The sequence below is a fragment of the Kribbella turkmenica genome, from assembly GCF_004348725.1.
Taxonomy (GTDB): Bacteria; Actinomycetota; Actinomycetes; order Propionibacteriales; family Kribbellaceae; genus Kribbella; species Kribbella turkmenica.
Genome location: NZ_SMKR01000063.1, coordinates 1 through 26,623 on the forward strand (window position 1 = coordinate 1; position 26,623 = coordinate 26,623).

At 67.9% G+C, this 26,623-nt stretch carries 21 protein-coding genes and 1 pseudogene; 3 read left to right on the top strand and 19 right to left on the bottom strand.

The window, feature by feature from the left end:
• The 15 genes and pseudogenes from E1218_RS16190 to E1218_RS16260 form a co-directional block, all read right to left on the bottom strand.
• Window positions 1-832 (bottom strand): annotated as a pseudogene (locus E1218_RS16190) (nuclear transport factor 2 family protein); the annotation flags it as partial.
• A gap of 31 nt (window positions 833-863) precedes the next feature.
• On the bottom strand, window positions 864-1,274 hold the full coding sequence (locus tag E1218_RS16195; protein WP_132320897.1) for a DUF1801 domain-containing protein: 411 nt from the start codon (window positions 1,272-1,274) through the stop codon (window positions 864-866).
• A gap of 99 nt (window positions 1,275-1,373) precedes the next feature.
• Complete coding sequence (locus E1218_RS16200; RefSeq protein ID WP_132320899.1) at window positions 1,374-5,234, bottom strand: DNA-directed RNA polymerase subunit beta'; 3,861 nt, start codon at window positions 5,232-5,234, stop codon at window positions 1,374-1,376.
• 68 nt (window positions 5,235-5,302) lie between these two features.
• Entirely contained in the window at window positions 5,303-8,785 is a 3,483-nt protein-coding gene (gene rpoB / locus E1218_RS16205; RefSeq protein ID WP_132320901.1) for a DNA-directed RNA polymerase subunit beta, read from the bottom strand.
• A gap of 290 nt (window positions 8,786-9,075) precedes the next feature.
• The gene (locus tag E1218_RS16210; RefSeq protein ID WP_132320903.1) at window positions 9,076-9,801 is read right to left on the bottom strand and encodes a hypothetical protein; all 726 of its coding nucleotides are present in this window, start codon (window positions 9,799-9,801) and stop codon (window positions 9,076-9,078) included.
• On the bottom strand, window positions 9,801-10,301 hold the full coding sequence (locus E1218_RS16215) for a hypothetical protein (protein ID WP_132320905.1): 501 nt from the start codon (window positions 10,299-10,301) through the stop codon (window positions 9,801-9,803). The genes E1218_RS16210 and E1218_RS16215 overlap by 1 nt, the downstream gene beginning before the upstream one ends.
• Window positions 10,298-11,590, bottom strand: coding sequence for an MCE family protein (locus E1218_RS16220; protein ID WP_132320907.1), 1,293 nt, complete (start codon window positions 11,588-11,590; stop codon window positions 10,298-10,300). The genes E1218_RS16215 and E1218_RS16220 overlap by 4 nt, the downstream gene beginning before the upstream one ends.
• Window positions 11,587-12,786: an MCE family protein gene (locus E1218_RS16225; RefSeq protein ID WP_132320909.1), complete on the bottom strand. Its 1,200-nt coding sequence runs from the start codon at window positions 12,784-12,786 to the stop codon at window positions 11,587-11,589. Before E1218_RS16225 ends, E1218_RS16220 begins: the two co-directional genes overlap by 4 nt.
• Window positions 12,787-12,797: 11 nt before the next feature.
• Window positions 12,798-13,985 (bottom strand): MCE family protein, encoded by a 1,188-nt coding sequence (locus tag E1218_RS16230; RefSeq protein WP_132320911.1) that lies wholly within the window; start codon window positions 13,983-13,985, stop codon window positions 12,798-12,800.
• Window positions 13,985-14,998: an MCE family protein gene (locus E1218_RS16235; protein WP_132320913.1), complete on the bottom strand. Its 1,014-nt coding sequence runs from the start codon at window positions 14,996-14,998 to the stop codon at window positions 13,985-13,987. The genes E1218_RS16230 and E1218_RS16235 overlap by 1 nt, the downstream gene beginning before the upstream one ends.
• Window positions 14,998-16,026, bottom strand: coding sequence for an MCE family protein (locus tag E1218_RS16240; RefSeq protein WP_132320915.1), 1,029 nt, complete (start codon window positions 16,024-16,026; stop codon window positions 14,998-15,000). Before E1218_RS16240 ends, E1218_RS16235 begins: the two co-directional genes overlap by 1 nt.
• Entirely contained in the window at window positions 16,023-17,351 is a 1,329-nt protein-coding gene (locus tag E1218_RS16245; RefSeq protein WP_132320917.1) for an MCE family protein, read from the bottom strand. Before E1218_RS16245 ends, E1218_RS16240 begins: the two co-directional genes overlap by 4 nt.
• 123 nt (window positions 17,352-17,474) lie before the next feature.
• A complete protein-coding gene (locus tag E1218_RS16250) occupies window positions 17,475-18,305 on the bottom strand; it encodes an MlaE family ABC transporter permease (protein WP_132320919.1) in 831 nt (276 codons plus the stop codon).
• A gap of 1 nt (window position 18,306) precedes the next feature.
• Window positions 18,307-19,083: an MlaE family ABC transporter permease gene (locus E1218_RS16255; protein ID WP_233712265.1), complete on the bottom strand. Its 777-nt coding sequence runs from the start codon at window positions 19,081-19,083 to the stop codon at window positions 18,307-18,309.
• A complete protein-coding gene (locus tag E1218_RS16260; RefSeq protein WP_132320920.1) occupies window positions 19,080-20,027 on the bottom strand; it encodes an ABC transporter ATP-binding protein in 948 nt (315 codons plus the stop codon). The genes E1218_RS16255 and E1218_RS16260 overlap by 4 nt, the downstream gene beginning before the upstream one ends.
• A gap of 300 nt (window positions 20,028-20,327) precedes the next feature.
• Here E1218_RS16260 and E1218_RS16265 point away from each other — a divergent pair, with 300 nt between their 5' ends.
• Together E1218_RS16265 and E1218_RS16270 are read left to right on the top strand one after the other, a co-directional pair.
• Window positions 20,328-21,791, top strand: coding sequence for a PhoX family protein (locus E1218_RS16265; protein ID WP_132320922.1), 1,464 nt, complete (start codon window positions 20,328-20,330; stop codon window positions 21,789-21,791).
• On the top strand, window positions 21,784-22,272 hold the full coding sequence (locus E1218_RS16270) for a phosphatase PAP2 family protein (RefSeq protein WP_165949291.1): 489 nt from the start codon (window positions 21,784-21,786) through the stop codon (window positions 22,270-22,272). The genes E1218_RS16265 and E1218_RS16270 overlap by 8 nt, the downstream gene beginning before the upstream one ends.
• 47 nt (window positions 22,273-22,319) lie before the next feature.
• Here the strand turns inward: E1218_RS16270 and rplL are convergent, their stop codons facing one another.
• The 4 genes from rplL to E1218_RS16290 all read right to left on the bottom strand — a co-directional run bounded on the left by rplL (window position 22,320) and on the right by E1218_RS16290 (window position 25,656).
• Window positions 22,320-22,709 (bottom strand): 50S ribosomal protein L7/L12, encoded by a 390-nt coding sequence (gene rplL, locus E1218_RS16275; protein WP_132320926.1) that lies wholly within the window; start codon window positions 22,707-22,709, stop codon window positions 22,320-22,322.
• Between the two features lie 66 nt (window positions 22,710-22,775).
• A complete protein-coding gene (gene rplJ, locus E1218_RS16280) occupies window positions 22,776-23,390 on the bottom strand; it encodes a 50S ribosomal protein L10 (RefSeq protein WP_132320928.1) in 615 nt (204 codons plus the stop codon).
• 254 nt (window positions 23,391-23,644) lie between these two features.
• Window positions 23,645-24,826, bottom strand: a complete 1,182-nt coding sequence (locus tag E1218_RS16285; RefSeq protein ID WP_132320930.1) for an MFS transporter — start codon at window positions 24,824-24,826, stop codon at window positions 23,645-23,647.
• On the bottom strand, window positions 24,823-25,656 hold the full coding sequence (locus E1218_RS16290; RefSeq protein WP_132320932.1) for an IclR family transcriptional regulator: 834 nt from the start codon (window positions 25,654-25,656) through the stop codon (window positions 24,823-24,825). The genes E1218_RS16285 and E1218_RS16290 overlap by 4 nt, the downstream gene beginning before the upstream one ends.
• A 127-nt stretch (window positions 25,657-25,783) precedes the next feature.
• Here E1218_RS16290 and E1218_RS16295 point away from each other — a divergent pair, with 127 nt between their 5' ends.
• Window positions 25,784-26,608 (top strand): fumarylacetoacetate hydrolase family protein, encoded by an 825-nt coding sequence (locus E1218_RS16295; protein ID WP_202866046.1) that lies wholly within the window; start codon window positions 25,784-25,786, stop codon window positions 26,606-26,608.
• Window positions 26,609-26,623 lie beyond the last annotated feature (15 nt).

The following is a 26,623-nucleotide window of genomic DNA, read 5'->3' on the forward strand; positions in this document are numbered from 1 at the left end:
GGGTGCTGGTCTCCTTCACCGCCACCCGGGTCTTGCCGGCGGTCGTCGTAGGCCGGGTGGTGGAGGATCTGGCGGGTGGCGGAGGGACGAGGAGTTTCTGGCCGTCCGGCTCCTCGCCCAGGTGGGCGATCGCCCAGTCCAGGGCCTTGGTGACGGCGGCGCGTGATTCTTCGGTGTGGTCGAGCATGTCGAACCCGTGGTGCCCTTTCGGTACGTCGATGATGTCCAGCGCGGTACCACCGGCGGAGACGAACTCCGCGACCGGACCGGCGAGCTCCTCGGGCTCGAGTCCGGCTCTGGTCAGCAGCACCGGCAGATCCTTGTGTTTGCCGATCACTTCGGCGGCATGAACCAGTTCGTCGACACCGGGCGGGGTGGCGAGCAGGGGGTAGGTCAGGGCGACACAGCGCAGCCAGTCGGGGCGGCTGTCCAGCCACTCCCCTGCCAGCAGGCCGGCGCCGGAGAAGAACCACAGGGCGACCCGGTCGGGGTCGACGCGTGGATCGGATCGCAGAACGCCGACCGCGGCCTCCACCTCGTCCGCGGCGGTGACCAGGTGGTCGAGGCCGTGGATCAGGCTGTGGTCGACGACAGCGGCCACGACGCCCCGGCGGGCGGCCGCGGTCGCGTATCCCCGGAACACCGGCCAGTCACGAGGCATCACCTCGAGCCCGGCGGGCCCAGGACCCCCGTGCACAAAGAGAATCGCGCCGGTCCGGGCGGACCCGGCCGGGCGGTGGAAGTCGATCTCCCCGAGCCGGTCGACCCGGACGTCGGGACCGTCCAGAACCCCGAGGACGAAGGGCCGCAGATGGGCCGGGAGATCCGTCATGGACCAATCTTGGCGCATCCCGCGGACACTTTCAGCCGCCACCCCGCGTGTGCTGCACACTCCGCTTCGCAAGCTCGGCCAGGACGGCGGAATCCACGTCAGACAAGCGTTTGACGTAGAGACAGCCGACGCCGGTCGTATGCGGCCCGAGGCGCCCGAGCAGCTCGTCGTACCCCTCGAATCCCTCGGTGAGGTAGAGCGTCAGCGCCTGTTTGCGGGCGGCGAAGCCGATCTGGAACCAGTCGAGCTCACGGCCGCTGTCGTACACCAGGTGGCGGTCGCCGAACCCGACGATGGACGAGCCCCACAGGGCCGGCCGGAGGCCGGTCGCCTCGGTCAGCAAGTCGTTGAGCTCGCGGGCGTCGTCACCGCGGGAGCCGGCGATGCCGGCGAGGTAGTCGTCGACCGACGCGTCGGTCCTCACGGTCTTGTTTCCGGCCATGGGCCATCCTGCACCCGAACGCCGCGAGGGCGGCACCCCCTGAGTGGGAGTGCCGCCCTCGCTACTCGTTCCCCGCCCCGGTCAGGGCGGTGACTCGAATCAGTTCTGGTACGAACCGAGGTCGAAGTCGTCGAGCGGGACCGACTGCCCGGTGGACGGGCCGAAGTCGTAGTCGTACGACTCGTAGCCGACCATCGAGTACATCGCGGCCTTCGCCTCCTCGGTGGGCTCCACCCGGATGTTGCGGTACCGGTCCATGCCCGTACCGGCCGGGATCAGCTTGCCGATGATGACGTTCTCCTTCAGACCGACCAGCGAGTCGGACTTGCCGTGGATCGCGGCCTCGGTGAGGACGCGGGTCGTCTCCTGGAAGGAGGCGGCCGACAGCCACGACTCGGTCGCCAGCGAGGCCTTGGTGATCCCCATCAGCACCGGACGACCCGAGGCCGGCGTACCGCCCTCGGCGACCACCCGGCGGTTCTCCGCCTCGAAGGTGATCCGGTCCGCGAGCTCACCCGGCAGCAGCTGGGCGTCGCCCGACTCGATCACCGTGACCCGGCGCAGCATCTGCCGGACGATGATCTCGATGTGCTTGTCGTGGATGGCCACACCCTGCGACCGGTACACCTCCTGGACCTCGTCCACCAGGTGCTCCTGCGCCTTGCGGACACCCAGGATCCGCAGGACCTCCTGCGGGTCCGGCGTCCCCTGCGTCAGCTGCTGGCCGACCTCGACGTGCTGACCCTCCTCGATCAGCAGGCGGCCACGCTTCGACACCGGGTAGGCGACCTCCTCGGACCCGTCGTCCGGGGTGAGCACCAGCTTGCGGGTCTTGTCGGTGTCCTCGATCGAGATCCGGCCGGCCGCCTCGGAGATCGGCGCCTTGCCCTTGGGCTGCCGGGCCTCGAACAGCTCGACGACACGCGGCAGACCGTGGGTGATGTCATCACCCGCGACACCACCGGTGTGGAAGGTACGCATGGTCAGCTGCGTACCCGGCTCACCGATGGACTGGGCCGCGATGATGCCGACCGCCTCGCCGATGTCGACCGGCTTGCCGGTCGCCAGCGAACGGCCGTAGCACTTCGCGCAGGTACCGGTCTTGGCGTCGCAGGTCAGCACGGAGCGGACCTTGACCTCCTCGAGCCCGGCCTCGACCAGCATGGCGATCGAGACGTCGCCCAGGTCGCTGCCGGCCTCCAGTACGACGTTGCCGTCCGGGCTGATCGCGTCGGTGGCCAGCGTCCGTGCGTAGGCGCTGGTCTCGACGTTCTCCGCGTGCACGACCTTGCCGTCCGGACCGGGCTCGCCGATCTTCTTCGGCAGGCCCCGCTCGGTGCCGCAGTCCTCCTCGCGGATGATCACGTCCTGCGACACGTCCACCAGACGACGGGTCAGGTAGCCCGAGTCGGCGGTCCGCAGCGCGGTGTCGGCCAGACCCTTCCGGGCACCGTGGGTGGCGATGAAGTACTCGACCACCGACAGACCCTCGCGGAAGTTGGACTTGATCGGCCGGGCGATGATCTCACCCTTCGGGTTGGCCACCAGGCCACGCATACCGGCGATCTGCCGGATCTGCATCATGTTGCCCCGGGCACCCGAGTGGACCATCATCCAGATCGGGTTGGCCTTCTCGAAGTTCTCCTCCATCGCCTTGCCGACCTCGGCGTTGGCGCCGGTCCAGATCTCGATCAGCTCCTGCCGCCGCTCGGACGAGGTGATCAGGCCTCGCTCGAACTGCTTCTGGACCTTCTCGGCCTGCGACTCGTACCGGGCCATGATCTCCGGCTTGGACGGCGGCGTGCTGAAGTCGTCGATGGACACGGTCACGCCGGACCGGGTGGCCCAGCGGAAACCGAGGTCCTTCAGCGCGTCGAGGGCGTTGGCGACCTCGACCTTCGAGTACCGCTCGGCCAGGTCGTTGACGATCCCGCCCAGCTGCTTCTTGCCGACCTCGACGTCGACGAACGGGTAGTCCGCCGGCAGCGCCTCGTTGAACAGGGCCCGGCCCAGCGTGGTCTCCAGCGCGAACCCGCCGTCAGCGAGCTCGGTCGCACCGGCCGGTACGCCGGACTCGTCCAGGCGCAGCGTGACCTTTGCCTGCAGCGACAGCTCGTTGCGGTCGAAGGCCATCAGCGCCTCGGCCACCGAGCTGAACGCACGGCCCTCGCCGAGCGCACCCTCCTTCATCATGGTGAGGAAGTAGATGCCGATGATCATGTCCTGCGTCGGCATCGTCACCGGCCGGCCGTCGGCCGGCTTGAGGATGTTGTTCGTCGACAGCATCAGGATCCGCGCCTCGGCCTGCGCCTCGGCCGACAGCGGCAGGTGCACCGCCATCTGGTCACCGTCGAAGTCCGCGTTGAACGCGGAACAGACGAGCGGGTGGATCTGGATCGCCTTGCCCTCGATCAGCTGCGGCTCGAACGCCTGGATGCCCAGCCGGTGCAGCGTAGGTGCACGGTTGAGCAGGACCGGGTGCTCGGTGATGACCTCTTCCAGCACGTCCCAGACCTGGGCACGCTGGCGCTCGACCATCCGCTTGGCGGACTTGATGTTCTGCGCGTGGTTGAGGTCGACCAGCCGCTTCATCACGAACGGCTTGAACAGCTCCAGCGCCATCGCCTTCGGCAGACCGCACTGGTGCAGCTTCAGCTGCGGACCGACGACGATCACCGAACGACCGGAGTAGTCGACGCGCTTGCCGAGCAGGTTCTGCCGGAAGCGGCCCTGCTTGCCCTTGAGCATGTCGGACAGCGACTTCAGCGGCCGGTTGCCCGGGCCGGTGACCGGACGGCCGCGGCGGCCGTTGTCGAACAGCGCGTCGACGGCCTCCTGCAGCATCCGCTTCTCGTTGTTGACGATGATCTCCGGCGCGCCCAGGTCGAGCAGTCGCTTGAGCCGGTTGTTCCGGTTGATCACCCGGCGGTACAGGTCGTTCAGGTCGGAGGTGGCGAACCGGCCACCGTCGAGCTGGACCATCGGCCGCAGGTCCGGCGGGATGACCGGGACGCAGTCCAGGACCATGCCCATCGGGCTGTTGTTGGTGGCCAGGAACGCGGTGACGACCTTGAGCCGCTTCAGGGCGCGGGTCTTGCGCTGGCCCTTGCCGGTCTTGATCGTCTCGCGCAGGTTGTCCGCCTCGGCCTTCAGGTCGAAGGTCTCCAGCCGGCGCTGGATCGCGGCGGCACCCATGGCGCCCTCGAAGTACTTGCCGAACCGCTCCTTCATGGCGCGGTAGAGGATCTCGTCGCCCTCCAGGTCCTGGACCTTCAGGTTCTTGAACCGGGTCCAGACCTCGTCGAGGCGGTCGATCTCGCGCTGCGCACGGTCGCGCAGCTGCTTGACCTCACGCTCGGCACCTTCCTTGACCTTGCGGCGGACGTCGGCCTTGGCGCCCTCGGCCTCGAGCTGTGCCAGGTCCTCCTCGAGCTTCTTCATCCGCGTCTCGATGTCGTTGTCGCGCCGGTTCTCGAGCTGCTTGCGCTCGACGTCGGTCCGGCCCTCCAGCGATGAGAGGTCGCGGTGGCGCGCCTCCTCGTCGACGTCGGTGATCATGTACGCCGCGAAGTAGATGACCTTCTCCAGGTCCTTCGGGGCGAGGTCGAGCAGGTAGCCGAGTCGCGACGGGACACCCTTGAAGTACCAGATGTGGGTGACCGGCGCGGCCAGCTCGATGTGGCCCATCCGCTCCCGGCGCACCTTGGAACGGGTGACCTCGACGCCACACCGCTCGCAGATGATGCCCTTGAAGCGAACGCGCTTGTACTTGCCGCAGTAGCACTCCCAGTCCCGGGTGGGACCGAAGATCTTCTCGCAGAAGAGACCGTCCCGCTCGGGCTTGAGGGTCCGGTAGTTGATCGTCTCGGGCTTCTTGACCTCACCGTGCGACCACTGGCGGATCTCATCCGCGGTCGCCAGGCCGATCCGAAGCTCGTCGAAGAAGTTCACGTCGAGCACGATGTGTTATCTCCCGATAGTAAAAGTGGTCTGAGTGAGTTGTGTGTTGATCTCAAGCGGCAACCCGCTCAGACCTCCTCGACGCTGTTCGGCTCCCGCCGGGACAGGTCGATGCCCAGTTCCTCCGCGGCACGGAAGACGTCCTCCTCGCTGTCGCGCATCTCGACCCGGCTTCCGTCGGACGAGAGCACTTCCACGTTCAGGCACAGGGACTGCATTTCCTTGACCAGAACCTTGAACGACTCCGGGATGCCCGGCTCCGGGATGTTCTCGCCCTTGACGATCGCCTCGTACACCTTGACCCGGCCGACCACGTCGTCGGACTTGATCGTCAGCAGTTCCTGCAGCGCGAAGGCGGCACCGTAGGCCTCCAGGGCCCACACCTCCATCTCGCCGAACCGCTGACCGCCGAACTGGGCCTTACCACCCAGCGGCTGCTGGGTGATCATCGAGTACGGACCGGTCGACCGCGCGTGGATCTTGTCGTCGACCAGGTGGTGCAGCTTCAGCATGTACATGTAGCCGACACCGACCGGCTCCGGGAACGGCTCACCCGAGCGGCCGTCGAACAGCCGGGCCTTGCCGGTGTCGTCGACCATCCGGACGCCGTCGCGGTTCGGCAGCGTGGAGCCGAGCAGGCCGGTGACCTCCTCCTCCTTGGCGCCGTCGAAGACCGGGGTGGCGACGTTCGTCATCGCGGGGGCGGACCCGGCGCCGATCTTGATCAGCCGCTGGGCCCACTCCTCCTTGTTGCCCTCGTCGATCTCCCAACCGCGGCTGGCGACCCAGCCGAGGTGGGTCTCGAGCACCTGACCGACGTTCATCCGGCCGGGCACGCCCAGCGGGTTCAGGATGATGTCGACCTGGGTGCCGTCCTCGAGGAACGGCATGTCCTCGACCGGCAGGATCTTCGAGATGACGCCCTTGTTCCCGTGGCGGCCGGCCAGCTTGTCGCCGACCGAGATCTTCCGCTTCTGGGCGACGTACACGCGGACCAGCTGGTTCACGCCCGGCGGCAGCTCGTCGCCGTTGTCGCGGTCGAAGACGCGGACGCCGATGACGGTCCCGTTCTCGCCGTGCGGCACCTTCAGCGAGGTGTCGCGGACCTCACGGGCCTTCTCACCGAAGATCGCGCGCAGCAGCCGCTCCTCCGGGGTCAGCTCGGTCTCGCCCTTCGGGGTGACCTTGCCGACCAGGATGTCACCGGTGGTGACCTCGGCGCCGATCCGGATGATGCCCCGCTCGTCCAGGTCGGCCAGCATCTCGTCGGAGACGTTCGGGATGTCCCGGGTGATCTCCTCCGGACCCAGCTTGGTGTCGCGGGCGTCGACCTCGTGCTCCTCGATGTGGATCGAGGTCAGCAGGTCCTGCTGCACGACGCGCTGGCTGAGGATGATCGCGTCCTCGTAGTTGTGGCCCTCCCACGGCATGAACGCGACCAGGAGGTTGCGGCCGAGCGCCATCTCGCCCTCGTCGGTGCACGGACCGTCGGCGAGCGGGCTGTTCACCTCGACCCGCTGCCCAGCGTCGACCAGCGGGCGCTGGTTGATGCAGGTGCCCTGGTTCGACCGGCGGAACTTCGCCAGCCGGTAGGTCTGATACGTGCCGTCGTCGGCGGCGACCTCGATCAGGTCGGCCGAGACCTCCTTGACCACACCGGCCTTGTCGGCCACCAGCACGTCACCGGCGTCGACCGCACCGCGGTACTCCATCCCGGTGCCGACCAGCGGCGCGTCGGCGGTGATCAGCGGAACCGCCTGCCGCTGCATGTTCGAGCCCATCAGCGCCCGGTTGGCGTCGTCGTGCTCGAGGAACGGGATCATCGCGGTCGCCACCGACACCATCTGGCGCGGCGAGACGTCCATGTAGTCCACGTCGTCGACCAGCACGAGCTCGACCTCACCGTGGCGCCGGCGGACCAGCACCCGGTCCTCGGCGAACCGGTTGTCGTCGGTCAGCACGGCATTGGCCTGCGCGATGACGAACCGGTCCTCCTCGTCCGCGGTCAGGTAGTCGACCTGGTCGGTGACCTGACCGTCGACGACCTTGCGGTACGGCGTCTCGACGAAGCCGAACGGGTTCACCCGGCCGTACGTCGCGAGTGAGCCGATCAGACCGATGTTCGGGCCTTCCGGGGTCTCGATCGGGCACATCCGGCCGTAGTGGGACGGGTGCACGTCACGAACCTCGAAGCCGGCCCGCTCACGGCTCAGACCACCCGGGCCGAGCGCCGACAGGCGGCGCTTGTGGGTCAGACCCGCGATCGGGTTGGTCTGGTCCATGAACTGCGACAGCTGGGAGGTGCCGAAGAACTCCTTCAGCGCCGCCACCACCGGACGGATGTTGATCAGGGTCTGCGGCGTGATCGCCTCGACGTCCTGGGTCGTCATCCGCTCCCGGACCACGCGCTCCATCCGGGCCAGGCCGGTGCGCAGCTGGTTCTGGATCAGCTCGCCGACGGTCCGCAGCCGGCGGTTGCCGAAGTGGTCGATGTCGTCTTCCTCGACCACGACCTCACCGGTCGGCGCGGGCAGCTCGGTCTTGCCCTCGTGCAGGGCCACCAGGTACTTGATCGTGGCGACGATGTCGTCGATCGTCAGCACCGCGGTGTCGTGCGCCTCGTCCCGGCCGAGCTTCTTGTTGATCTTGTACCGGCCGACCTTGGCCAGGTCGTAGCGCTTGCCGTTGAAGTAGTAGTTGTCCAGCAGCGCCTGCGCGGCCTCGCGCGTCGGCGGCTCACCCGGCCGCAGCTTGCGGTAGATGTCCAGCAGCGCGTCGTCCTGCCCGGAGGTGTGGTCCTTCTCCAGGGTGAGCCGGATCGACTCGTAGTCGCCGAACTCCTCCAGGATCTGCGCGTCGGTCCAGCCGAGCGCCTTCAGCAGGACGGTGACGTTCTGCTTGCGCTTGCGGTCCAGGCGGACACCGACCATGTCGCGCTTGTCGACCTCGAACTCCAGCCACGCGCCGCGCGACGGGATGATCTTGGCGGTGAAGATGTCCTTGTCGGACGTCTTGTCCGGCGTGCGCTCGAAGTACACACCGGGCGAGCGGACGAGCTGGGACACGACGACCCGCTCGGTGCCGTTGATGACGAAGGTGCCCTTGCGCGTCATCAACGGGAAGTCACCCATGAAGACGGTCTGGCTCTTGATCTCACCGGTCTCGTTGTTCATGAACTCGGCCGTGACGAACAGCGGCGCGGAGTAGGTGACGTCGCGCTCCTTGCACTCGTCGACCGTGTTCTTCGGCGGCTCGAATCGGTGGTCGCGGAACGACAGCGACATGGTGCCGCTGAAGTCCTCGATCGGGGAGATCTCCTCGAAAATCTCTTCCAGGCCGCTGGGGCCGGACAGGTCCGACCGTCCCTCGGCCTCGGCGGCGGCCACCCGGGCCTGCCACGTTTCGTTGCCGACCAGCCAGTCGAAACTGTCCACCTGCAGCGCAAGCAGATCCGGAACCTCGAGAGGTTCGGAGATCTTTGCGAAGGAGATGCGGCGGGAGCCGGAAACGTCGGAAATGCTGTCGGACTGGGGGTTGCGCGAGGCGACCAAGGGGCGTCCTTCCACGGGCTCGCAGAAATCACTTCGGTGCTGGGAGCGCACGCCGAACCACCCAAGTCAAGTTTTGAGCCGGACCAGGGTGAGGTTAAAGGCAGCGCAAAGCAATAGGCTACCCGATCAGGGCAAGCCTGTCCAATGGGGTCCGATACTATGCCGTCGGACCACCCACTCAGTCAAGGATCAACCCGGGTTCTCCAGCGGACTGCCCTCTTCAGGACTGCGCTATTTGTCAGCCGCACCCGCGAGCCGCCCAGGACACCCTCTCCGGAGTCACAAAGAGACTACAGCCCGGCAATCTCCTGGACCAGCCATTGATCGCCCTTTCGGACCATCGTGAACCGGGTCCGGTTGAGATCCACGCGGGGCTTACCCTCCGTGATCGTGCTGGTGGTGGTCTGGTTGACGAAGATGATCAGGGTGACCCGGTCGGCGTCGCCGTCGCGGACCCCGACCTCGCGGACCTCGGCCCGGACGGTCGCCTTGGTCTTGGTGGCCAGTTCGCCGGCCACCTTCGCGGTCTCGTCGAACGTGCCGGCGAACTCCGGGGTCATCGTCGCCCGGGCCGCGGAGAAGCTTTTGTCCAGGTCACGGTAGTCGTAGCTGAGCGCCGTCTCGGCCGCCTTCCGCCCGGCCGCGGCCGCCTGGTCGCGGGCGTCCTCGGCCTGCTTGCCCTGCCACGCCTTGACCCCGAGCACGACCGCGAAGCTCAGCACCAGGACGGCGAGCACGCCGAGCAGCGCGGACAGCACGCCACCGAGCGAATGGCGCTTTTCCTCACTCTCCGTAGCATTCGACCGCTCCTCAGACGCCTCCGACGGGGCTTCCCGAGCCTCGAGTGTGGCCGGGGTCACGTCCTCGTCGACCGCTTCGGGGGCCGTCGTTGTCACCTCGACCGGCTCGTCGGCCTTCGACTCAGCCGTCGGAGCGGTCGCCGGCGGGGCCGTCGTACCGGTGGAGGTACGGCGCTGGCCGGCGATGCGGGGGCGGTTGCGGGAACGGTCCGCCATCAGCCCACCGCCTGCAGGTCGGCGGTCAGCCAGCGGTCCTTCTCCCGGACCAGGTCCAGCTTGATCCGGTAGCGCCGCTGCACACCCTCGGTCGACGCGGTGTTGGTCACCACCGCGTCCACGATCACCAGGACCTGGGCGGAGTCCTTGTCGTTCGAGACCACCGCGGCCTCCTTCACGTCACCCTTGGAGGTCGCCTTGCTGGTCTGCACCTGGGCTTTCACCACGTTCAGCCCGGCCTGGAACTCCTCCTTGAACTGTCCTGTGGAGTCGTCGAGCACCCGCAAGGTGTCGGCGTCCCAGGTCTTGTAGTCGTACGTCGTGAAGTCGAGCGCCAACTGCCGCCCCGCCTTCATCGCACCTTCCCGCTGGGCCTCGTCCTCGCTCTGCCGGTGCAGCGCGACGATCGACACGGTGGCGCCGGCCAGGGCGACCACGAGCAGGACGCTCAGCGCCCACGCCAGGATCAGGTGGCCACGCTTGGAGTTACCAGAAGTCACTTGCCGGTCACCGGTCCGAGGATGAGGGCTTTCCAGGAGTCGCCGCCGAGCAGGTCGGCCTGGCCGCCGGTCGAGCCGAGCACCAGTTCCGGCATGCCGCCGGAACCGCCCGCGACCCCGGTAGCCGGGTCGTACCCGACACCGTACCCGGTCCGATTGCGGTCCTCCCGGGAGGACGGGGTCGGCTTGTTCTGCGCGCCGCGGACGTTGACGCCGGTCGACGGGTCCGCGGTGCAGCCCGCCTTGGTGTTGGCCGGCTTGTCGGCGGTGTCCTGCGGGACCCGTTTGCCGGTGCCACCGTACCCGGCCCGGCAGGCGGCCGGGTCGTGCCCGAGCACCATGCCGAAGTGGGCGTCGTAGTGCCCGGTGACCTTGTCCTTGGCCGGTACGACGTACCCGCCCATCGACACCGCCGGGTAGACCACCAGCAGTTGCTCGACGGCGTCCAGCCGGAGCGCGGTCAACTCGTTCACCGTCAGCAGGTTGCCGAGGAGCACCGCGATGTCCGCGCGGTTCTCCGAGATCAGCGCGGTCACCTGGGTAGAGGCGCCCGAGCCCTGGTCGATCACCTGCCGGAGGTTCGCGTCCGAGCTCACCAGGGTGTCCGACAGCAGGGCGAGGTTCTTCGCCCAGGTCTTGATCGCGTCGCCGCTGGCCACCTGGGTGGCGAGCACGGTGTCGCCGTCGTTGATCAGCTTGATCGTCTGCAGGATGTTCGCGTCCGAGTTGTCGATCAGCCGGCCCGAGCTGTCGATGATCCGCTGCAGGTCGGTCCCCCGGCCCTTGAACGCTGCACCGAGCTCGCGCACGGTGACCCGCAGGCTCTCCTGATCCACCGAGTTCAGCAACTGGTCGAGGTTCAGCAGCAGCTCGGTGGTGTCGATCGGGACCGCGGTGTCCGCGCGGGCGATCTTCGAATTGTCCTGCAGGTACGGGCCGGTGTCGCGGCGCGGTTGCAGGTCGACGTACTGCTCGCCGATCGCGGACCGGTTCGCGACCACCGCGATCAGGTCGTTCGGGATCTTCACACCCTTGTCGATGTCGAGGTCCACCTCGACACCGTCGGACAGCAGGTTCAGCTCGCCGACCCGGCCGACCGGGTCGCCGCGGTACGTCACCTCGGCACCGGTGAAGATGCCGCCGGACTCGGCGAAGCTGGCTCTGACGGTGTAGTCGTCGTCGAACAGCAGCTTGTCGATCTGGGCGTACCTCGCGCCCACGAACGCGACGCCGACGACGGTGATCAGCAGGAACACCATCAGCTGGATCCGGACCACTCTGGTGATCACTTCGCCACCCCCGGCATCAGGACCTTGGCCAGCTCTGGGTCGAAGCCCGAGCGGTTCAGCTTCGGCGTGCAGACGGGCGTCCCGAGGACAGTGGTGCAGGTGGTCGCCGTACCGGTCGCCACCGGCAGCGACGGCAGGCCGTTCGGAACACTCAGCCGGGGCGCCGGGACCGACGAGGGGCCGGCGGTCGGCAGGGTGGCCCCCAGCAGACCCTGCAGCGCCTTCTGGGTGTCGACGTCCAGGGTGATGCCCAGGTTGGTGAAGTCGCCCTGGACGGCCTTCGGCGCCGCGTCCGGGAACGGGTAGGTGAACAGCAGCTCGAACGACTTCGGCAGGTTCTCCCCCGCCTCCGCCAGCTTGGTCAGGATCGGGTACAGCGACTGCAGGTTGGCCACCAGGTCCTTCTGCGAGGCGGTGATCACCCGGGTGGCGGTGTTGCCCAGAGTGGCCAGCGCCTGCAGCGTCTTCACCAGGGCTGCGCGCTGCTTGTCCAGGGTCGCGATCGACTTCGGCATCGAGTCGATCGCGGTCGCCAGCGTCGCCTTCTGCGCGTTCAGCTTCTTGGCCAGCGCGTCGAGCGCGGCGATCGCGGTGACGATCTGCGCCTTGTTCTGGTCCAGGGTGCCGACGAATGTGTTCAGCTGGGTGAGCACGCTGCGGATGGCCGGCTCATTGCCGGTCATCGCCTTGTTCAGCTCCTTGGTGATGATCTGCAGCTGTGCCACGCCGCCGCCGTTCAGCAGCAGCGACAGCGCGGCCAGAACCTCCTCGACCTCGACGTTGCTGGTGGTCCGCGACAGCGGGATCACCTCGCCCTGCTCCAGTTTCCCGCGCGGCTTCTCCGACCCGGTCGGCGCCGACAGCGAGACGAACTTCTCGCCCAGCAGACTGGTCTGCCGGATCGTCGCCCGCGGGTTGTCCGGCAGTTCCAGACTCTTCGGCAGCCTGATCCGGACCTTGGCGACGTACCCGTCCAGCGAGACCTTTTCGACCGTGCCGACGGTGACGTCGTCCACCTTCACCGTCGACTTCGGCACCAGGTCCAGTACGTCGGCGAACTCGACGGTGACCGTGTACGACGGTCCCTTGATCTTCGCGCCACCCGGCAACGGCAGCGAGTACACACTGAAGTCACACCCGGTCAGCAGCATGGCCATCCCGAGTACTGTGGCGACGATCGTCGTACGGACCTTCATCGAACGACATTTCATCGGACCAGCCCTCCGAGGGTCGGGTCGACCGGATCCGGGCTCGACAGCGGGGCCTTGGACTGCGGGGCCCACGGCGTACCGGCGGGGCCGCCGCTGGCCGGGGCGCTATGGGTCAGCTGGCTGAGCAGCGGGAGCTTGCCCAGGGCGTCGAGGACCGGCTTCAGCGCCGTGCAGGTCGACATCGGCTGCTTCGCCTGCCGCAGGAGCGAGCAGAGGAAAGTCGCCGGATCGTCCATGTGGGCCATGTTCATCCGCTGGTCCAGCGTCCCGTACTGCGGGTTGTAGACCCGGGCCAGGTTGCCCAGGCCGAGCGGCGCGGTGTCCAGTACCTCGGCGATCGCGGCCTTCTCCTTGACCAGGATCTGCGACAGATCGGTGGCACTGGAGATCGTCGTCTTCAGCAGGGCCCGGTTGTCCTTGACGAACGTGGCGACCTCGCCGAGTGCCGTCGCCAGCAGCGACAGCGCCTTGGCCAGGTCCTGGCGTTCTCCGGCCAGCGTGGTCGAGGTGGCGGCGAAGTTCGTGTTGAACTGGCGGACCAGTTGGTCGTTCGCGGCCAGCGCGGACACGAACGTCTGCAACTGCCGGATGGTCGAGAACAGACTCTCCGAGTTGCCGGCCAGCGTCCCGGTCAGCTTGGACACGTCGGTGATCGTCTGGTTCAGCTTGGCGCCCTGGCCGTTCAGGTTCTTCGCCGAGACGTCCAGCAGCCGCGACAGCGCACCCTGGTTGTTCGCGCCCTTCGGGCCGAGCGCGACGGACAGGTCGTTCAGGCTCTGGTAGATCTGGTCCAGTTCCAGTGGTACGGCGGTCCGGTCGATCGGGATCTCGGCCCCGTCGGCCATCACGTCACCGTCGGAGTACGCCGGAGTCAGCTGCACATACCGGTCGGCCACGACCGACGGCGCCGCGATCACGGCCTTCGCGGCGGCCGGCACCTTGTGCTTGGCCTCCCACCAGAACTTCACCCGCACGGTCCGGCCGGCCGGGGTGACACTGTCGACCTCCCCGACCTTGATGCCGAGGATCCGGACGTCGGAGCCGGGGTACACCGACACCGCGCGCGGGAAGTACGCCGTCGCGCTCACCCGCTCGGGTTGCGGCCAGAGCGTGATCGCGCTGACCGCGACGATCACCAGGACCACCGCCATCGCGACCAGCCGGGACAGCGAGGCGATCCTCATCAGCCGCCACCTCCCAGGATCGGCGGCAACCCGGGCATCGGGGCCGCCGGCGCGGGCACCTCCGGCACGGGCACCAGGTTCTCCAGGTACACGTCGAACCACGGGCCGGTGCCGAGGGTGTTGGTGAAGACGCGGACGAACGGCGCCAGCCCCTTGATGCTGGCATCCAGGTCCTTCTGGTTCTTGAGCAGGACCGCCAGCACCGCGTTCACCTTCTGCAGCGTCGGGGCCAGGTCCTTGCGGTTCTCCCGCACCAGCGCCGTGATCTGGGCGGACAGCTTCTGCGTCGACACCAGCAACTGGTGGATCAGCGCCCGCCGGGCCTGCACGGCCTGGAAGACGGTGTTGCCGTCCTTCATCAGCTTGATCAGCTGCTGGTTGCGATCGGCAAGGACCTTCGTGACCACGTCCGAGTGCTGCAGCAGCAGCTTCAGCTGCTCGTCCCGCTTGGCCACGTTCCGCGACAGCCGCGACAGCCCGGTGAGCGACGCCCGCACCTCTTCGGGCGTGTTCTGGAAGGTCGTCGACAGCGTGTCCAGGGCCCTGGCCAGTTGGGCGGTGTCGATCCGTTCGGTGGTGTTCGCCAGGTCGCTGAAGGCGTCCACGACGTCGTACGCCGCGATCGTCCGGGCCAGCGGGATTTCGGAGCCGGCCTTCAGCTCACCGGAGCCGGCCGGGTTCAGCTTGAGGTACTTCTGCCCGAGCAGCGTCTTGATCTTCATCTCCGCGCCGGTCTGGTCGCCCAGTTTCACGCCTTTGTCCACGACGAAGTCGACGCGGACGTGGGTGCCCGCGAGCTCGACCTTGCGGACCTGCCCGACCCGGACGCCGGCCACCCGGATCTCGTCGTTCGGCTTCAGCCCGCCGGCCTCGGAGAACTGCGCGGAGTACTTCGTGCCGCCGCCGATCAGCGGCAGGTCCTGCGCCTTGAACGCGGCCAGCATGATCAGCCCGAGCACGGTCAGCCCGACGACGCCGACGGTCACCTGGTTCTGCTCTCGGAAGGGCTTCATTATTTGCACCTCGCCGAGTTGTTGTCGTAGGCCGCCGGAACGCGGGTGCCGGTCGGCAGGTAGACGTTGCCGTCGAAGTTGCACAGGTAGAAGTTGAACCAGGAGCCGTACGTCGCCGTCCGGGTCATCGTGTTCAGCTTCTCCGGCATGTACTGCAGCGTCTTCACCCAGATCGCCTGGGTGTCGTCGAGGGTGGTCGCGACCGTCCGGAGCCGGTCCAGGTCGGCCTTCAGCGGCACCCGGGTCTGCTGCAGCAGACCGGCCGTCTTGGTGTTCAGCGAGTTGATCGAGCCGACCGAGTTCAGCATCGGGTTGATGTCCTGGCTCAGCCCGGTGATGAACTGCTGCAGGTTCACCAGCAACGAGGAGAAGTTCTGCTGCCGCTGGGAGACGATCTGCAGGGTCGAGGACAGGTTGGTGATCAGGTTGCCGATCACCTGGTCCGCGTCGGCCAAGGTCGTCGTCAACGAGGCGGTACGGGCCAGCAGGGACTCGATCGTGCCGCCCTCGCCCTGCAGCACCTTGATCACCTCGAACGCGAACTGGTTCACGTCCGCCGGGGTGAGCGCGGTGAACAGCGGCTTGAACCCGTTGAACAGCACCGTCAGGTCAAGCGCCGGCGCGGTCCGCTCCTTCGGGATGACGCCGCCGCTCTTCAGCCGCTCTCCTCCGCCGACGCCGTCGGTGAGCGCGACGTAGCGGTTTCCGACGAGGTTGCGGTACCGCAGGGTGGCGCGCGTCGAGGTGTCCAGGACCTGGTCGGAGTCGACGCTGAACGTCACCATCGCCAGCGTGTTCTCGTGAAGAGCGATCTTGTCGACCTGGCCGACCTTCACCCCCGCGATCCGGATGTCGTCACCCTTGTTCAACCCGACCGCGTCGGTGAACACGGCCTTGTACTTCGTCGTCGGGTTGAAGCTGATGTTCCCGATCGTCACCGCCAGCAGCGCGGTCGCGACTGTGGTCACCACCACGAAGATCGCCAGGCGCACCGTGTCGATCGAGGTTCTCCTGTCCAGGAGCTTCACTTGAGGTTCACCTGACCTCCGCGCAGGAGGGGGCCGACCATCAGGGTGGTCAGGTCCGGTACGTCGGCCGGCGCCACACCCATCTGCGGGCCGACGACCGAGTCGATCACCTTCTGCTCGGCCGGCGTACCGACGCCCTGGGTGTCCATGTCGAAGCCCGGCATGGACCGGTGCAGCTGGAGGTTCAGCGGGAACCGCTGTTCCTTGTGGTGGTCGCCGATCACGCCGTCCTCACCGGTGATGTACGGCACCGGGTTCTCCTGGCTGTACGGACCTGGATGCGCACCCGGGTGACTGTAGTTCTTCCCGACGCAGACCGGCCCACGGCGATCCTTGTAGGCCGGCAGTTCGTTCGGTTCGTACGGCGTCGGCTGGTTGGTGATCAGCTCCAGGTTGATGTTCAGCCGGCCGTTGCGGAACGTGTCGTTCAGGATCGGCGCGGTCTCGGTCATCACCTTGAGGAAGCACGGGTACTCCGGCGAGTACCGCTCCAGCAGGTCCAGCACCGGACGGCTCACCTCGCCGAGCCGGATCGCCCGGTCCTCGTTCTCCTTCAGGAAGGTGTTCGTCGTACCGGACAGCGTCTGGACGTCGACGAAGAACTTCTGCAGCTGCACCTGCTTCTCCACCACCGTGTTGCCGGTGATGGTCAGGTTCCGCAGGGCACGGACCAGGTCCGGCGTCGCATCGCCGTACAGCTGGGAGACCTGGGTCAGCTTGGTCAGCGAGGCCATCAGCTTCGGGAGGTTCGGGTTCAGCTTCTTCAGGTACGCGTCCAGCTGGGTCAGAGTGCCGGCGATCTCGGTGCCGCGGCCCTCGAGCGCGGTGGCCAGGGCGTTCAGAGTCGCGTTCAGGTCGGCCGGGTCGACCGCCTGCAGCAGCGGCAGCGCATCGTTCAGGACCTTCTCGATCTCGATGCCGACCGCGGTCTTGTCCCGGGAGATCACGTCACCGGCCCTGATCTGCCGGCCCTGCGGCCCGCTCGGCGGGACCAGGGCGACGTACTTCTCGCCGAACAGCGTCTTCGGCAGGATCCGGGCGCTGACCGCGCTGGAGATCTCGGCCACCTGCTCCGGCTTCAGTGCGAGCTGGACGGTCGCCTCGTCGCCGTCCGTCGAGACTCCGCGGACCTCGCCGACGATGATGCCGCGCAGCTTCACGTCCGCGTGCTCGTTGAGCTGCAGGCCGATGTGGCTGGTCTTCAGCTCCACGTCGACCGTCCTGGTGAAGACCTTGGCGTAGAACGCGTAGGTCAGCCAGAGCAGGAAGCACAAGACGCCGATGAAGGCGACGCCCAGGATCTTGTGCGGCACACGCCTGGTCATGGGGCCTCCCGGCCTGGACTGAGGAGCGCAGGGAGCGAAGCGACCGGAGTGACGAGGGAAGGCCGGGAGTTCGAGCCCCAGGACCCGCCGCGCCGGAGGCGTGGCATCAGTACAGTCATGGCGTCACCCCGCCAGCCTGACGGTGGTCGTCGTACCCCAGATCGCCATCGACAGCAGCAGGTCGACGACGTTGATGACGACGATGGACGTCCGTACGGCGCGACCGACGGCGACACCGACACCGGCGGGGCCGCCACTCGCGTGATAGCCGTAGTAGCAGTGCACCAGGATCACCAGGACCGCGAAGACCAGCACTTTCCCGAACGACCACAGGACGTCACCCGGTGGCAGGAAGAGATGGAAGTAGTGGTCGTACGTGCCGGTGCTCTGACCGTAGAACACGGTCACCGTGAGCCGAGTGGCGAAGTACGACGCGAGCAGGCCGATCATGTACAGCGGGATGACCGCGACCATCCCGGCGATGATCCGGGTGGTGACCAGGAACGGCAACGACGGGATCGCCATCACCTCGAGCGCGTCGATCTCCTCGCTGATTCGCATCGCGCCGAGCTGCGCGGTGAACCCGCAACCGACCGTCGCGGCCAGTGCGATACCGGCGATCAACGGACCGATCTCGCGGGTGTTGATGTAGGCGGAGACGAAACCGGCGAAGGCCGAGGTACCGAGCTGGTTCAGCGCCGAGTAACCCTGCAGGCCGACCTCGGTGCCGGTGAAGAAGGCCAGGAAGGTGATCACGCCGACGGTGCCGCCGATCACCGCCAGTGCGCCGGTGCCCAGCGTCACCTCGGCCAGCAGCCGGAGGATCTCCCGGCGGTAGCGCCGCACCGAGCGGCCCGACCAGGCCAGCGCCTTGATGTAGAAGGTGAGCTGCTCGCCCAGCCGGTCGAGCGAGCTGAGTGGTTTGCGAACCAGCGTGTCCATCAGGGCCGACATGTCAGGCCCCCTTCGGCGGAACAAGCTGGAAGTAGATCGCGGTCATCGCGAAGTTGGCGACGAACAGCAGCATGAAGGTGATGACGACGGACTGGTTCACCGCGTCGCCGACCCCCTTCGGCCCGCCGCCCGCGTTCATTCCCTTGTACGACGCGACGACCGCGGCGATGAACCCGAACACCAGCGCCTTCGCCTGGCCCTGCCACAGGTCGGGCAGGTGGGCGAGCGCGGTGAAGGAGGCTATGTAACTGCCTGGTGTGCCGTCCTGCAGCACGACGTTGAAGACGTAGCCGCCCATCACGCCGACGACGCTGACGAAACCGTTCAGGAAGAACGCGACCAGCATCGTCGCCAGCACCCGCGGCACCACCAGCCGCTGGATCGGGTCGATCCCGAGCACCATCATCGCGTCCAGCTCCTCGCGGATCTTCCGCGCGCCGAGGTCGGCGCAGATGGCCGACCCACCGGCACCGGCGATCAGCAGCGCGGTCGCGATCGGCGACGCCTCCCGGACCACGGCCAGTACGGCGGCCGACCCGGTGAAGGCCTGCGCACCGAACTGCTTGATCAACCCGCCGACCTGCAACGCGATCACGGCACCGAACGGGATCGCCACCAGCGCCGTCGGGATGATCGTCACGCTCGCTACGAACCACGCCTGCTGGAGGAACTCCTTCAGCTGGAACGGACGGCGCACCGACGCCCGGGCGGTGTCGAGCGCGAAGGAGAACAGCGAGCCGGCGTGCTTCAGCGGGGCGGTGGCATTCAGTACGGTCACGTAGCCCCCACGACGTCGGGGGCGAAGGAACCCGGTGGCGGGCTGACGCCGTTCTCGCGGCACCACTCGCCGGGCGGGCGCTGGGTCGGCCGGATCAGGCCGCTGCTCGGCAACTGCTGCACCGGGATCGGCGGCAGCGGCGGCAGCTCCTGGTCGGCCTCCCGGGCCAGTTCGTCGGCGTCCTTCTCCTCGGACATGCCGATCGGGCCGACCCGCTGGGCGTTCAGGAACTGGCGGACGACCGGTTCCTCACTGGACAGCAGCATCTCCCGCGGACCGAACATCGCCAGGTGCCGGTGGTACAGCAGGCCGATGTTGTCCGGCACGGTGCGCGCGGTGTTGATGTCGTGGGTGACGATCAGGCAGGTCGCCTGGGTCATCTCGTTCAGGTCGATGATGAGCTGGTTGAGGAACGCCGTCCGCACCGGGTCCAGCCCGGAGTCTGGCTCGTCGAACAGCAGGATCTCGGGCTCCAGCACGAGCGCGCGGGCCAGGCCGGCCCGCTTGCGCATCCCGCCGGAGATCTCGCCCGGCAGCTTCCGCTCCGCGCCGACCAGGCCGACCATCTCCATCTTCTCCATCACGATGGAACGGATCTCGGCCTCGGACTTCCTGGTGTGCTCACGCAGTGGGAAGGCGACGTTGTCGTAGAGGTTCATCGAGCCGAACATCGCGCCGTCCTGGAACAGCACACCGAACAGCTTGCGGATCTCGTACAGCTCCCGCTCGGAGCAGGTGGCGATGTCGGTGCCCTCGATGTGGACATGACCCTTATCCGGCTTGAGCAGACCGATCATCGTCTTCAGGAATACGGACTTCCCGGTACCGGAAGGGCCCAGCATCACGCAGATCTCGCCGGCGGGCAGCGTCAGGGACACGTCGCCCCAGATCAACTGGTTTCCGAAGGACTTGGTGAGACCCTCGACGCGGACTTCTACGCCCACCGGTCCTCCTCACGGGATGTCTGTTGGCCCCGAACCGACGACGTTTCGCCGTGTCCAACGACGGGGCAGTGGCCTAGGTTACGCACGAGTACGGTTTTGCGTAACCCCCGCAGGTCAAGCGACGGTGACCAATACGTCACGCTCCGGTCACGCCGATCACGGGCTGCTGATCGCCGGACACGGTCTGCTGATCGCCACGCGGCTCCGGTGATCCTAGCGGTACGCCGAGATCTGTCCGGACCGCCACCCGAAAGTTAGCGTCGATCAAGGGCATCACAGTGGCCGAGGAGGGGACGAGGGATGAGTATCGAACGACGGACATTCCTGAAGGGCAGCGCGGCGGTCGCGGGCGGCGTGCTCGCGGGCGGGCCGTTCCAGGGGTTCGTGGCCGCCCAGGCCGCGGCCGCACCGCGGGGCCACCGGCCCTCCCCGAGACTGCTGGCGATCCCGGACCTGCGCGACGGCAAGGTCCGGCTGCACCTGCCGAAGGGGTTCGCCTACCGGTCCTTCCACGACACGGAGTTCCCGGTCGTGCTGGACGACGGCACCAGCCTGCCCGGCCGGCACGACGGCATGGGCGCGTTCAAGCGGCGCAACGGCAACATCGTGCTGGTCCGCAACCACGAGCTGAACAATCCGGGTGCGCCGTTCGGCCCGGGGACGCCGTACGACGCGATGGCGCAGGGCGGGACGACGACGGTCGAGGTGACCCGGTACGGCCAGGTGGTCGAGGCGTACACCAGCCTGAACGGCACGATGATGAACTGCAGCGGCGGCATCATGCCGTGGGGCAGCTGGGTCACCTGCGAGGAGACGGTGAACGGGCCGGACGTCGGCCCCGACTTCACCCGGACGTCGAAAATCCCGCTGACCAAGCCGCACGGGTTCGTCTTCGAGGTGCCGGCCCGCGGCCAGTCCGACCGCGAGCCGATCACGCACGCCGGCCGGTTCGCGCACGAGGCCGTCGCCTTCGACCCCAAGGACGGCTACCTCTACCTGACCGAGGACAACTTCGCGTTCCCGTCCGGCTTCTTCCGCTACCGCCCGCCGCGGCACCCGATGAAGTCCGGCCGACTGCAGGACGGCGGCCGGCTGCAGATGCTGGCCGTCAAGGGCCGTCCGAACCTGAACCTGGCCGCCTCGCAGCCGAGGCGGGCGACGTACGACGTGACGTGGGTCGACATCGACGACCCGGCGCCGACGTTCCCGTACACACCGGGGCAGACCGCGCCGACGACGAACGACCAGGCCCTGGTGTACGTCGGCGACCAGGGTCGCGGGCAAGGAGCGGCGTACTTCTCCCGGCTGGAAGGGCAGGTGTACGACGACAACGTCGTGTACTTCTGCTCGACGCAGGGTGGCGGCGCGGCCGAGACCGGGCCGGATTCGGTCGGTGGCTACGGAAACGGTTTCGGGCAGGTCTGGGCGTACCACACGAGGGCGAACAAGCTGCAACTGATCTACGAGTCGCCGAACCGCGAGACGCTGGACTTCCCGGACAACGTGACGACCAGTAGGCGCGGCACTCTGGTGCTCTGCGAGGACAACGTCGACGACAACTACCTGCGTGGTCTGTCCCGGGGCGGTCAGCTGTGGGACATCGCGCTGAACCGGCTCACCAGCAGCACCGGTGTGCCGCGTTTCAACGACGAGTTCGCCGGCTCGACCTTCAGCCCGGACGGGCACACACTGTTCGTCAACATCCAGGCCAGTCGCGGGATGACGTTCGCCATCTGGGGACCGTGGCATCGCATCGGTGTCTGAACAGGACGTACTGATCTGGTTGCACGACGACTCGACGGTCGCCCGCAGTGTCAGCGACCTGACTGGGCTGGCGCCACTCGCGGCCGTCGGGATCGTCGTGCTGACAGTGCTGCTGAGCCTGCGCCGGTGGCGGGACGCACTGTTCTTCACTGCCGCAGTCGGTGTCGTGTGGGCAGTGAATCCACTGCTGAAGCAGCTCTTCGGGCGGTCGCGGCCGGAGCTGTGGCCGTTGCCGCCCGAGGTGTCGGAGTACAGCTTTCCGAGTGGGCACGCGGCGAACACCGCGGCGCTCGTCGGTGCGCTGGTGCTGATCGCGGGCCGGCTACCGGTGCTCCTGCTCGGCGCGGTGCTGGTGCTGATCGCCGGCTGGGCGCAACTGGCGCTCGGTCGGCACTATCCGACCGACGTACTCGCCGGGTGGCTGTGGGCGCTCACCTTCGTTGCAGTCGTCCGGAACGTGACGAAGGGCGGCCCTGGGTAGGACCGCCCTTCGGCGTACTGCTCGTTGTGCGGCTCACGCCGCACAGGTCACTTCAGCGTGACGGTGGCGCCGGCGCCCTCGAGGGCCTCCTTGGCCTTCTCCGCGGCAGCCTTGTCGACCTTCTCCAGGATCGGCTTCGGAGCCGACTCGACGAGGTCCTTGGCCTCCTTCAGGCCGAGGCTCGTGAGACCGCGCACCTCCTTGATGACCTGGATCTTCTTGTCGCCGGCGCTCTCGAGGACGACGTCGAACTCGTCCTGCTCGGCGGCCTCCTCGGCCGGGGCGGCGCTGCCCGCGGCCGGAGCGGCGGCAACGGCGACCGGGGCGGCGGCGGTGACGCCGAACTCCTCCTCGAACGCCTTAACGAACTCCGACAGCTCCAGCAGGGTCAGTTCCTTGAACTGGCCGAGGAGCTCTTCGGTGCTGAGCTTCGCCATGGTGGCGGTCCTTCCTAACAATGGTGCTTCGTGATCACTGGTGGGGTACTACGGGTGAGATTCGCTTCAGCTGTCAGCTGCAGCGGTCTCCTCGGTGCTCGCCTCGGCAGGTGCCTCGACCGTGTCCTGCACGGCCGGCGCCTCGTCCGCCGCGGGTGCGGCAGCCTCGGCCGGCAGCTTGTCCTGCAGCGCCGCGAACAGGCGCGCGGCCTGCGACAGCGGAGCAGCGAACAGCGACACCGCTTGCTGCGGAGCCGCCTTCATCGCACCTGCGAGCTTCGCGAGGAGAACCTCACGCGACTCCAGGTCAGCGAGCTTGCTGATCTCGTCAGAGCCGAGTGCCTTGCCTTCCAGCACTCCACCCTTGATGACGAGCATGGGGTTCGCCTTGGCGAAGTCACGCAGACCCTTGGCCGCAACCACCGGGTCGCCCTTGATGAAGGCGATGGCCGACGGACCCTCGAGCAGCGAGTCGAACGACTCGACACCCGCGTCCTTGGCCGCGATCTTGGTCAGCGTGTTCTTCACCACGGCGTAGTTCACGTCGTCACCGAGCGCAGTGCGCAGTTGCCGCAGCTGCGCCACGGTGAGCCCGCGGTACTCGGTCAGCACGGCGCCGTTCGAGCTACGGAACTCGTCCGTGAGCTCGGCGACAGCGGCTGCCTTGTCCGGCCTCGCCATGGGGTCTCCTTCTCTTGGCTTCCACGCCTCGGACCCCCTGGAGAAGGTTCTGCAAAGGAAAACGCCCCTGCGCGGGCGCAAGGGCGTGAAACATACGTACTGCTGTCACACTGTCCAAGTCACCTGCGCGGGCCGCCCACCTGAGTGGGACCTTCAGTCACCCTCACACTTTTACAAACGCACGGGTGACGACCAGCGGTCTTCGGCAGCATTCATTGTGCCTGACGGTGACGTGGGAACCAAATCGGTCCCGGTCAGGCGGTCCGGTCGGGCAGCGGGTGCGGTGGGATCCAGCGGTGCATCGCGGTCGCGGCCGCCCATCCTGTCCCCGCCATGATCACGATCGCAGGCCCCAGCCCGAGAACGGCGGTTGCCCCCGCCAGCAGCAACGGCCCGGCACCGTTGCCGGTGTCGGCGAACAGCCGGAACGCCCCCAGGAACTGTGCCCGCCCGACCGGTGGAGAGGCGTCCGCGCCAAGCGTCATGATCACTCCGGCCCCGAGCCCGTTGCCGACGCCCATCAGCAGCGCGACCGCGGTCAGCGTGGCGGTCGAGTCGGTCAACGGGAGCAGCAGGTGCGCGAGCCCGAGCACGAACATCGAGGGTACGGCGACCCACTTGCGCCCAAGGCGGTCCATCACCGAGCCGGCCGGATAGAACAGCAGCATGTCGACCGCACCGGACAGCCCGAAGATGATGCTGGTCGTCTCCGGGTCGAGCCCGATGTGCAGCGCCCACAACGGAATCACCACCTGCCGCGACGCCCGCACCGCACCGACGAGCAGAGCGCCGACGCCGAGGGTCCGCAGCACGGGCAGGTGTTCCCCGATCACGGTCCAGGTCGACTGGGCCGCGACCGGCCGGCTTCCGCGCGTACGTCGTACCGACTCGACGTCGGGCAGGCTGAGCAGCACACCGCAGGCCAGGATCGCGGCGACCAGGTGGACCCAGTAGGCGCCGTCGGTGCCGAGGAACCGCATCGCGAACGCACCGAGGAACGGGCCGATGAAGGAACCGATCCGCTGGACGCCGCCGAGCGTGGACAGCGCCCGGGCGCGCATCTCGATCGGCACGGCCTCACTCAGGTAGGCCTGCCGGGCCAGGCCCCAGACCGCCCCGGCCACTCCGGTGGCGCCGATGGCGATCGCCAGCCCCCAGGCCGTCGGAACCAGCAGGCAGGCGACCAGCGCGAGCGCGACCAGGCCGGTCGCGAGGAGCATGGCGCGGCGTTCGCCGATCTTGTTGGTGAGCGCGCCGGCCGGGATGTCGCCGATGACCTGGCCGAGGCCGGCGGCCGCGACGACCAGTCCGGCGGCGGCGACCGAGGCGCCGAGGTGGGTTGCGGACACCGCGACGACCGGCGCGATGGCGCCCTGGCCGATGCCGTAGAGCAGCGCCGGGAGGTAGACCGACGGCGCGATCCGCCAGAGGTTCATCGGACCGACCCGGCCGGCGCGGACGCCCGCGCCGTCCAGAGGTCACGGTTCGCCTCGGTCGCGCCGAGCAACTCCGACACCGACCAGGCGGCCGGGACGATCAACTCACCGAGCTCCTCGAGTCGCTCGGGCGGCATTCGCATCTCCGGACCGGAGATCGACAGGCAGCCGGCGACCTGGCCGGAGAAGCCGAAGACCGGCGCCGCGACGGACCTGATGCCCGGTGTGCGTTCGGACATCGACCTGGCGAACCCGCGGGTCCGGATCTCGGCCAGCTGCGCGGCCAGCACGGCCGGATCGGTGATGGTCTGCGGCAGCACCTGCTCGAGCGGCGCCGACAGGACCGCCGCCTGCCGCTCCCACGGCGAGAACGCGAGCAAGACCTTGCCCGGGGCCCCCAGCGGCAACGGCACAGGGATGCCGAACTCCGTATAGGTACGACGCAACTGGTGCCGGCTCTCGACCTGGTCCAGGACGACGCGTTCGCCGGTCGGCAGCAACTCGTGCACCGCCGCCGTCTCCTCGGTCTCGTCCCGGAGCGCGCGCAGGACCGGCATCGCGGCGTCGCGCAAACCGGCCGGAATCCCGCCGCTGTGCGCCAGCTGGGCGACCAGCGGGCCGATGGCGTAGCGCCGGTGCGCGGTCTGGCGGATCAGCCCGTTCTCCTGCATCGCCAGCAGCAGCCGGTGCACGGTGCTGGTGGACAGCCCGGTCGCGCGAGCCAGGTCGCTGATGCCGAGGTCGGGCGTGCGGGCGTCGAAACACCGCAGGATCGCCACCGCCCGGTCGATCGACTGCACCGAGCCACGACGGAGCTCTGGTTCCTGCATAGCGAAAGACTATCCCACGATGCGGGAAAGGAGCGCGGTCTCTCACCAGACGGACAGCGCACTGCCTAGGGTGGCCACAGGTCTCGCCGATCATGTTGGGAGCACCATGCCGGTCCAGCTGGGATCCGTGAAAGTTGCTAATGGCAATGAAGTTGCGGTGGTGGTGGACCCGGACCGGGGGTGGGTGCTCGCCGCCGGCCTGGGGTTCGCGGGCGACGCGCTCTCGGTGCTCGCCCGGGCGTCGCTGACCGAACTCGCGGAGGCGGCAGCCTCGGCCGGCTGGCGTGATCCGGCCGATGTGGAGTTCGTCGCGCCGTACCGGCATCCGCGGAAGCTGTGGGGCATCGGGCTGAACTACCTGGAGCACGCGGGCGACCTGTCCGAGAACGTGCCGACCGAGCCCGCGTCGTTCATGAAGGGCGACCACACGATCATCGGGCCGGGCGACCCGATCCCGGTGCCGTCGCAGAGCCACCGGACAACGGCCGAGGCCGAGCTCGGGCTGGTGATCGGGCGGGAGTGCTACCAGGTCGAGGAGGACGAGGCGCTCGACTACGTGTACGGCGTCGTGCCGGTGCTCGACCAGACCGCCGAGGACATCCTCGAACGCAACCCGCGCTTCCTGACCCGGTCGAAGAACTTCCCCGGCTTCTTCTCCTTCGGCCCCACGATCGTCGGCCTGGACGCCGTCCTCGCACACTGGGGTTCACTCGAGGCAGTCGAGGTCTCCACGGTCCTGAACGGGGCGGTCCACCGCAGCAACACCGTCGCCAACATGGCCTTCAGCCCGGCGTTCCTGATCAGCTTCCACAGCAAGGTCATGCCCCTCTACCCCGGCGACATCATCTCCACCGGCACCCCCGGCGCCGCCCACATCACCCCCGGCGACACCGCCGAATGCCGAATCCCGGCACTCGGCACCCTCACCAACCCGGTCACCGCCGGCCGCTGACGGTCACCGGGCTCA

Bases quoted from the DNA above. Each gene is read 5' to 3' on its own strand.
- E1218_RS16195 (WP_132320897.1), bottom strand. From the start codon at position 1,274: ATGGCCGGAAACAAGACCGTGAGGACCGACGCGTCGGTCGACGACTAC.
- E1218_RS16210 (WP_132320903.1), bottom strand. From the start codon at position 9,801: ATGGCGGACCGTTCCCGCAACCGCCCCCGCATCGCCGGCCAGCGCCGT.
- E1218_RS16225 (WP_132320909.1), bottom strand. From the start codon at position 12,786: ATGAAGGTCCGTACGACGATCGTCGCCACAGTACTCGGGATGGCCATG.
- E1218_RS16230 (WP_132320911.1), bottom strand. From the start codon at position 13,985: ATGAGGATCGCCTCGCTGTCCCGGCTGGTCGCGATGGCGGTGGTCCTG.
- E1218_RS16235 (WP_132320913.1), bottom strand. From the start codon at position 14,998: ATGAAGCCCTTCCGAGAGCAGAACCAGGTGACCGTCGGCGTCGTCGGG.
- E1218_RS16245 (WP_132320917.1), bottom strand. From the start codon at position 17,351: ATGACCAGGCGTGTGCCGCACAAGATCCTGGGCGTCGCCTTCATCGGC.
- E1218_RS16250 (WP_132320919.1), bottom strand. From the start codon at position 18,305: ATGTCGGCCCTGATGGACACGCTGGTTCGCAAACCACTCAGCTCGCTC.
- E1218_RS16265 (WP_132320922.1), top strand. From the start codon at position 20,328: ATGAGTATCGAACGACGGACATTCCTGAAGGGCAGCGCGGCGGTCGCG.
- rplL (WP_132320926.1), bottom strand. From the start codon at position 22,709: ATGGCGAAGCTCAGCACCGAAGAGCTCCTCGGCCAGTTCAAGGAACTG.
- rplJ (WP_132320928.1), bottom strand. From the start codon at position 23,390: ATGGCGAGGCCGGACAAGGCAGCCGCTGTCGCCGAGCTCACGGACGAG.
- E1218_RS16285 (WP_132320930.1), bottom strand. From the start codon at position 24,826: ATGAACCTCTGGCGGATCGCGCCGTCGGTCTACCTCCCGGCGCTGCTC.
- E1218_RS16290 (WP_132320932.1), bottom strand. From the start codon at position 25,656: ATGCAGGAACCAGAGCTCCGTCGTGGCTCGGTGCAGTCGATCGACCGG.